This is a genomic window from Azoarcus taiwanensis, assembly GCF_012910885.1.
In the GTDB taxonomy this organism is placed as follows: Bacteria; Pseudomonadota; Gammaproteobacteria; order Burkholderiales; family Rhodocyclaceae; genus Azoarcus_F; species Azoarcus_F taiwanensis.
Window position 1 is genome coordinate 52,305 of sequence record NZ_WTVM01000006.1, and the last position, 7,718, is coordinate 60,022.

8 protein-coding genes are annotated in these 7,718 nt (G+C 61.8%); 5 read left to right on the plus strand and 3 right to left on the minus strand.

Annotation, left to right across the window (positions count from 1 at the left end):
* Positions 1-45: 45 nt before the first annotated feature.
* From GPA21_RS01980 to secF, 4 genes are all read left to right on the plus strand, one after another.
* The gene (locus GPA21_RS01980; protein ID WP_168986535.1) at positions 46-846 is read left to right on the plus strand and encodes a type IV pili methyl-accepting chemotaxis transducer N-terminal domain-containing protein; all 801 of its coding nucleotides are present in this window, start codon (positions 46-48) and stop codon (positions 844-846) included.
* A gap of 163 nt (positions 847-1,009) precedes the next feature.
* Entirely contained in the window at positions 1,010-1,330 is a 321-nt protein-coding gene (yajC, locus tag GPA21_RS01985; RefSeq protein ID WP_168986536.1) for a preprotein translocase subunit YajC, read from the plus strand.
* A gap of 109 nt (positions 1,331-1,439) precedes the next feature.
* Positions 1,440-3,278 (plus strand): protein translocase subunit SecD, encoded by a 1,839-nt coding sequence (secD, locus tag GPA21_RS01990; RefSeq protein ID WP_168986537.1) that lies wholly within the window; start codon positions 1,440-1,442, stop codon positions 3,276-3,278.
* A 31-nt stretch (positions 3,279-3,309) separates the two neighbouring features.
* Complete coding sequence (gene secF, locus GPA21_RS01995) at positions 3,310-4,242, plus strand: protein translocase subunit SecF (protein WP_168986538.1); 933 nt, start codon at positions 3,310-3,312, stop codon at positions 4,240-4,242.
* Between the two features lie 96 nt (positions 4,243-4,338).
* On the opposite strand, the gene GPA21_RS02000 is transcribed toward secF, so the two are convergent.
* On the minus strand, positions 4,339-4,656 hold the full coding sequence (locus GPA21_RS02000) for a DUF2322 family protein (protein WP_168986539.1): 318 nt from the start codon (positions 4,654-4,656) through the stop codon (positions 4,339-4,341).
* Positions 4,657-4,670: 14 nt separating this feature from the next.
* On the minus strand, positions 4,671-6,038 hold the full coding sequence (gene purB / locus GPA21_RS02005) for an adenylosuccinate lyase (RefSeq protein WP_168986540.1): 1,368 nt from the start codon (positions 6,036-6,038) through the stop codon (positions 4,671-4,673).
* A gap of 366 nt (positions 6,039-6,404) precedes the next feature.
* Between purB and apaG the strand changes: the two genes are divergently transcribed.
* Positions 6,405-6,782, plus strand: coding sequence for a Co2+/Mg2+ efflux protein ApaG (apaG, locus tag GPA21_RS02010; protein WP_168986541.1), 378 nt, complete (start codon positions 6,405-6,407; stop codon positions 6,780-6,782).
* A gap of 16 nt (positions 6,783-6,798) precedes the next feature.
* On the opposite strand, the gene argJ is transcribed toward apaG, so the two are convergent.
* On the minus strand, positions 6,799-7,718 hold a 920-nt coding region (argJ, locus tag GPA21_RS02015; protein WP_168986542.1), incomplete at its 5' end, for a bifunctional glutamate N-acetyltransferase/amino-acid acetyltransferase ArgJ.

The window sequence follows — 7,718 nt, forward strand, 5'->3', positions numbered from 1 at the left end:
ACATCGTCATAATTTCGCGATCTACGCGATCCCATCGGAGCCATAATGACCGTCGTACGGACCAGTACACCGCATGTCCTGCTGCTGATGTTTCTCTTGGTATTGCTTGCGTTGCCAAGCTCGGCAACCGCTCAGATTACCGACATCAACACCGCGATCAACAAGGCCGGGCGAGCGCGCATGCTTTCCCAGCGCATGGCCAAGGTTTACTTTCAGCTCGGCCAGGATGTCGACACACAACGTTCGCAGCGCATACTCGACACGTCTCTCGCACAGTTCGACCGCCAACTCGTGGAGCTCAAGAACTACGCGCCAAATAATGAGATCCGTGAGACCTATCTCGAACTCGAACAAACCTGGATCCCACTCAAGGATTTGCTCGTAGGCGCCACCCCACAGCTCGATAATGCCCACGCGGTTCTTGAGCTGTCTGACCGCGTGCTGGCGCTCGCCCATCAGGGAACCAACCAGCTTGAGGCTTTGGCCGATACGAGTTCGGGCTATCTGGTGAACCGCTCCGGACATCTGCGGTTTCTGTCACAACGGATGGCCCGCAACTACCAGGCGATATCCTGGGGTGTTCAGAATGAGGCGCTCGCAGACGAACTGAACAATGTCCGCGCAGCATTCGTCGCGGCGCTCAACGAATTGTCCGAGCATCCCGACAATACATTGCCCGTCAAGAGCCGGCTGGAGCTCCTCCGACAGCAATGGTACTTTTTCGAAAGCGCGCTGGACGAACGTCGCCTCGACGACCAAACGCTCGCCACCAGCGTGGCGACAACCAGTGAGCGCATCCTCGAGATGGCCGAAGAGATTGTCGAACTCTACGAAGCCATGCTCTGAACAAACCGGCCCCGCGCCGCGGACCTCCGGTGTCCGAACTTTGCACGCCACCTTCGGCATCGATGGCGGGCGAGACTCGTGATTGGCACGTTTCTCGGGTGGAGTCTGCCCGATCGACCACCTGCTATACTGTCTCGTTTGTCAAACCCAACCGGAGTTTCACGTGTTCATTTCCAATGCCTACGCTCAGGCTGGCGGCGATGCCGCCGGCGGCTTCATGGGGCTGCTGCCCCTGATCCTGATGTTCGTGATCCTGTGGTTCCTGATGATTCGCCCGCAGATGAAGCGCGCCAAGGAGCACAAGAACATGGTCGCAGCCCTCGCCAAGGGTGATGAAGTCGTGACCCAGGGCGGCGTTGCCGGGCGCATCACCGACCTCGGCGACAACTTTGTTCACCTCGAAGTCGCGGACAAGGTGAATATCGTCGTCCAGCGCCCATCCATCGCCACTGTGCTTCCCAAGGGAACGCTGAAGACCCTGTGAGGACCAAACCCGGAGCAGCGGGCCGACAAGCCCGCCGCTCCGGTCGTCGCTTGACGCCCTCCCGCCGCCCTGCGGCGCAGCCTCACCAACTGAAAGAACCCTCCCCGCCATGAATCGCTTCCCGATCTGGAAAAACACCCTCATCATCCTGGTTCTGCTTTTCGGTCTGGTGTACACCATCCCGAACTTCTACGGCGAAGTTCCCGCCGTGCAGATCTCCAGTGGCAAGGCGACCGTCAATTTGGAAAGCGCCCTGGTTCAGCCACTCGATCGCGCACTTCGCGAGGAGGGGCTCAACCCCACTGCGGTGCTGATCGACGAGAACAGCATCCGCTTCCGCTTCGACGATACGGAAGAGCAGATCCGTGCCCGCGACCTCATCGAAGGACGACTGAACCCGGACCCGGCCGACCCCTCCTACATCGTCGCGCTGAACCTGCTTCCCGCAACGCCGAACTGGCTGACCTCGATCCGCGCGCTGCCGATGTATCTCGGCCTCGACCTGCGCGGCGGCGTACACTTCCTCCTCGAGGTAGACATGCCCGGCGCAGTGGTCAACCGACTCGATTCCACTGCCGGCGATCTGCGCACCCTGATGCGCGACCGTCGCATTCGCCACGCCGGGATCAATCGCGAGGGCAACAGCATCCATCTGCGCTTCCGCGACGCGGAACAACGCGCCGCCGCCCGCACCGCGATCCTGAACAACACCAACGATCTGCAATTGGTCGAGCGCGACGACGCCGACGACGACCTGCGACTGATCGCCACGCTGACGCCACAGGCGCAGCAAACCATTCGGGAATTCGCGATTACGCAGAACATCACCACGCTGCGCAATCGGATCAACGAGCTTGGTGTGGCCGAACCGATCATCCAGCAGCAGGGCGCCGAGCGTATCGTCGTTCAGCTACCCGGTGTGCAGGACGTCGCCAAGGCCAAGGACATTCTCGGCCGCACTGCGACGCTCGAGATCCGCATGGTCGACGATTCGCCGGGTGCGCTCGAAGCAGCGCTGCAGGGCCAGGTGCCCTTTGGTACCGAGCTTTACACTGAGCGCGGTGGTTCGCCGCTGCTGGTGCGCAACGAAGTAGTGCTGACCGGCGATCGCCTGGTCGACGCCCAACCCGGCTTCGACGGCCAGACCAATGAGCCGGCGGTGCACCTCACGCTCGATTCGGCCGGTGCACGCATCTTCCGCGACGTCACCCGCGAAAACGTCGGCAAGCGCATGGCCATTCTGCTGATCGAGCGCGGGCGCGGTGAAGTGGTCACCGCCCCGGTCATCCGTACCGAAATCGGCGGCGGCCGGGTGCAGATCTCTGGCCGCATGACCACCACCGAGGCCAACCAGGTCGCGCTGCTGCTGCGCGCCGGCAGCCTGGCGGCGCCGATGGAGATCATCGAGGAGCGCACGGTCGGCCCAAGCCTCGGCGCCGAAAACATCGCCCGCGGCTTCAACTCCGTGATGTGGGGCATGGTTGCAATCGCCATCTTCATCGCGGTCTATTACTCGGCGGTCGGCATCATGTCGGTTGCGGCACTGACTGCCAACCTGATGCTGCTCATCGCGCTGCTGTCGCTGCTCCAGGCCACACTGACGCTGCCCGGCATCGCTGCAATCGCGCTGACGCTGGGCATGGCAATCGACGCAAACGTGCTGATCAACGAGAGGATTCGGGAGGAGTTGCGCAACGGCTCCTCCCCGCAGGCTGCGATCAACGCCGGCTACGACCGCGCCTTCGACACCATTCTCGACGCCAACGTCACCACCTTCATTGCCGGCATCGCCCTGCTGGTATTCGGCTCCGGGCCGGTGCGCGGTTTCGCGGTAGTACTCTGTCTCGGCATCATCACCTCGGTTTTCAGCGCTGTGCTGGTGTCACGCATGTTCGTGAATTTCCTATACGGACGCCAGCGCAAGCTCGCCGGCATCCGTATCGGCTGAGCCTCATCGGAAGACAAAGGAAACACTCAAAATGGAATTCTTCCGCGTCAATAACGACATCCCCTTCATGCGCCATGCCGTGAAGTTCAATGTCTTTTCAGTCACCCTGGTACTGCTCGCGATTTTCTTTCTGGTCACCCGCGGGCTGAACCTGTCCGTGGAGTTCACCGGCGGCACGCTGGTGGAGGTGAGCTACCCGGAGGCGGTGCAAGTGGAACCGATCCGTCAGGCACTCTCCCGCGAAGGGTATACCGATGCTCAGGTGCAGCACTTCGGGAGTGCCCGGGACGTGCTGGTGCGCCTGCCGACCCGCGAGGGCATGGACTCCGACCGGATCTCGGAGAACGTGCTGGCGACCCTGCAGGCGATGGACGGTCCCGACCCAGAACTGCGCCGTGTCGAATTCGTCGGTCCGCAGATCGGTGACGAGCTAGCGGCGGACGGTGCGCTCGCCCTGCTCTTCGTGCTCATCGGCATCATGATCTACCTCGCGTTGCGCTTCGAGTGGCGCTTCTCGCTTGCCGCTATCGTCGCAATCCTGCACGACATGATCGTGATCCTGGGCTTCTTCGCACTGTTCCAGTGGGATTTCTCGCTCGCGGTGCTAGCCGCAGTGCTGGCAGCACTGGGCTATTCGGTGAACGAAACCGTGATCATCTTCGACCGCATCCGCGAGACCTTCAAGAAGAAGCGCGGCATGAACACCCCCGAAGTCATCAACCATGCGATCACCCGAGTCATCTCACGCACCATCATTACCCACACGACGACCTTGATGGTGGTGTTCACGATGCTGATCTTCGGTGGCGAGACCCTGCACTACTTCTCGCTGGCCCTCGCGATCAGCATTATTTTCGGCATGTACTCCTCAATGCTGGTCTCCAGCCCGGTCGTGATGTGGCTCGGCGTGTCGCGCGAGCAGTTCATCAAGCCGAAGAAGGAAAAGGAAGAAGCGGTCGTCTGACGCTGTCCCAACCGCCGAAACACTACGCCCCTGCCGGCAGTCGCCGGTCAGGGGCGTAGTCGTTTTCACACCGGCGATTCACTCGCCGGCCGAGCCTCAGAGCGCAAACACCTGCTTGATCGTCAGCGTCTCGTCACGCTCGACGAGGCCGAACAGGCGGTCGATGTTGGGATGCTTGCCTGGGTTGGCACGAGCGTCCTCGGTATGCTCTGCATAGAGCTCCAGCCCCTTGCGTCCGGCATCGGGGGTGATCGCACCAAAGATCTGCGCCAGATGGTTGTACACCGCGAGCGAGCCGGCCTGACCGGGCTTGTTTTCGATTCTGGCGACCACCTCGCCCGCTGAGTCGATCAGTTCCATTGCCTCGAGGTGCGACACCTTGGGCAACTGCTTGAGGTTTTCTGCAAATGCCATGCTTCGGTTCTCCCTCAGATACGCTTTGCGAGGCCGATCGCCAGACCAACATAGCTCGCGGGGGTCATGTCCAGCAGGCGCTGACGTTCGGCCTCCGGAATCGCAAGCGTGAGGATGAACGAATGCAAGGCCTGACGGGTAATGCCCTTGCCGCGGGTCATGGCCTTGAGCTGCTCGTAGGGATTCTCGATCGCATAGCGGCGCATCACGGTCTGCACCGGCTCGGCCAATACCTCCCAGGCCTCGTCAAGGTCGGCGGCAAGCCGCGCAGGATCGGCCTCGAGCTTGTTCAAGCCGCGCAGGCAGGAGTCGAGCGCGAGCACGGTGTGACCGAAGCCGACTCCCATGTTGCGCAACACAGTGGAGTCGGTGAGGTCACGCTGCATGCGCGAGACGGGCAGTTTGTCGGAGAAATGACGCAGCACCGCATTGGCGATGCCGAGGTTGCCTTCGGCATTCTCGAAGTCGATCGGATTGACCTTGTGCGGCATCGTGGACGAGCCGACTTCGCCCTCCTTGAGCTTTTGTTTGAAGTAGCCAAAGGAGATGTACATCCAGATGTCGCGGCACGCGTCCAAGAGCATGGTGTTGGCACGAGCGACCGCGTCGAAGAGCTCGGCCATCGCATCATGCGGTTCGATCTGGATGGTATAGGGGTTGAACTCGAGCCCAAGCGACTCGATGAAACCCTTGTTGAAGCCCTCCCAGTCGAAATCCGGCCAGGCGGAAAGATGGGCATTGTAATTGCCCACCGCGCCATTGAATTTGGCGGCCAGCGCAACACCGGCGATCGTCGCACGTGCCCGCATCAGCCGCGCTGCGATGTTGGCCATCTCCTTGCCGAGGGTCGTCGGGCTCGCGGGTTGGCCATGGGTGCGCGACAGCATCGGTAGCGCGGCATGCTGGTGGGCCAGGTCGCGGAAGCGCGCGATGACCGCATCCAGCGCGGGCAGCAGCGCCCCATCGCGCCCTTCGCGCAGCATCAGCGCATGTGAGGTATTGTTGATGTCCTCGGAGGTGCAGGCAAAATGGATGAACTCCGAAACCTTGATCACCTCGGCGTTGTGTGCGAGGCGTTGCTTGAGCCAGTATTCGACCGCCTTGACATCGTGATTGGTGGTGGCTTCGATGGACTTGACCGCAGCGCTGTCTGCCTCGCCAAAGGTGTCGATGACCGCGTCCAGTTCGGCGATGGTGGCCGCTGAAAAAGGGGCGATCTCGGCGAGTGACGGTTCGGCGGCAAGCGCCTTGAGCCACTCGACCTCGACGCGTACGCGGTTGCGGATGAGTCCGTGCTCGGAGAAATGGTCACGAAGCGTGCCGACTTTGGACTGATATCGGCCGTCGAGGGGCGAGAGGGCAGTGAGACTGGAGACGGACATGGGAATGGCTTCCGGGCAAAAGCGTGTATTTTAGCCGGTGTGGGCATTCATTGCGGGGCATGCGGCCCTTTTGGATGTTACCCAATGCTCGCTGATGGCCCGCATCCGGGTGGTGCCGATCGGCCGTTTGCTCCGATGCCGCTCGCGCTGCCGCTGTAAGGCTCGCTTCGCTGCGATCCCTGAACTCGCGCTTCGCGCTCAGACAGCAGGGATCGCGGACACTTCACTCGCCAACAGCGGCATGCGCTCGGGCAAAGTCGCTTCACGGCCGACCGACACCACCCGGATGCTATAAAGTCGGTTTGGCATACGGTGTTTCACGCAATAAACTCGACGAACATTAAATCAACAACGAAAAACCCATCGATGAGAGACAAATACAGCATCAAAGTGGAAGCGGTTGCGGAGTTCATCGCGGCGCAATCAAGCCCGGAAGAAGAGCGCCATGTGTTCGCGTATCACATCACCATCACCAACACGGGTAGCGAACCGGCGCAACTGCTCAGCCGGCACTGGATCATCACCGACGGCGCCGGAGAGCGACAGGAGGTTCGCGGCGAGGGAGTGGTGGGAGAGCAGCCGCGCCTCGCGCCGGGCGAGCAATTCCGCTACACGAGCGGCTCGGTGCTGAAGACCCCGGTCGGCAGCATGCATGGCAGCTACCAGATGGTCGCCGACGACGGCACCCGCTTCGAGGCGGTGATACCGGCGTTCACACTGGCGATGCCAAGGGTGTTGCACTGACACCCTCCGACATCTCTCAACTACGATAGTCGGCGTTGATCTTCACGTACTCGTAGGAGAAGTCGCAGGTCCAGACGGTTGCGCTGGTCTCGCCGCGGGCAAGGTTGACGCGGATGGTGATCTCGGGGCCGGCCATCACTCGGGCACCGGCTTCTTCGCGGTAGCTCGACGCGCGACCGCCTTCTTCCGCCACGAGCACGGACTCGTCGGCGTTCTCGAGCCATACTGACAGTTTCGAGGTATCGAGGTCGTCGACACCTGCGTAGCCGATGGCAGCGAGGATACGGCCGAGGTTGGGATCTGAGGCGAAGAAGGCCGTCTTGACCAAGGGCGAATGACCGATCGCGTACGCGACCTTGCGGCACTCCTCACGGTTGCCGCCGCCTTCCACGACGATGGTCATGAACTTGGTCGCGCCCTCGCCGTCGCGTACGATGGCCTGTGCCAGCTCGATCGACAGGCTGATGACCGCATCGCGGAGCTTGCGGTAGTTCTCGGAGGCGCCATCGGTGATCTCGGAGTGATTCGCCTGACAGGTCGCGATCAGCACGAAGGAGTCGTTGGTCGAGGTGTCACCATCGACCGTAATGCTGTTGAATGACAGGTCCGCGGCGTCGGCAACCAGGCGGTCGAGCAGGTTCTGCGCGATGTTGGCATCGGTCGCGACGAAACCAAGCATGGTGGCCATGTTCGGGCGAATCATGCCGGCCCCTTTGCTCATACCGGTCAACGTGACCGTCACACCGCCGATTTCCACCGTGCGCGAGGCAGCCTTGGCAACGGTGTCGGTGGTCATGATGGCGTGCGCCGCATCGAACCAGCCGTCAGCACGCATGGCTTTGCGCGCCGCGGGCAGTCCGGCGCCAAGGCGGTCGACCGGCAGCGGCTCGAGGATGACCCCGGTGGAGAATGGCAGAACCTGGCGCGGGGCAATCT

Coding starts and splice junctions, on each gene's coding strand:
- secD (WP_168986537.1), top strand. CDS start 1,440: ATGAATCGCTTCCCGATCTGGAAAAACACCCTCATCATCCTGGTTCTG.
- secF (WP_168986538.1), top strand. CDS start 3,310: ATGGAATTCTTCCGCGTCAATAACGACATCCCCTTCATGCGCCATGCC.
- GPA21_RS02000 (WP_168986539.1), bottom strand. CDS start 4,656: ATGGCATTTGCAGAAAACCTCAAGCAGTTGCCCAAGGTGTCGCACCTC.
- apaG (WP_168986541.1), top strand. CDS start 6,405: ATGAGAGACAAATACAGCATCAAAGTGGAAGCGGTTGCGGAGTTCATC.
- GPA21_RS01980 (WP_168986535.1), top strand. CDS start 46: ATGACCGTCGTACGGACCAGTACACCGCATGTCCTGCTGCTGATGTTT.
- purB (WP_168986540.1), bottom strand. CDS start 6,038: ATGTCCGTCTCCAGTCTCACTGCCCTCTCGCCCCTCGACGGCCGATAT.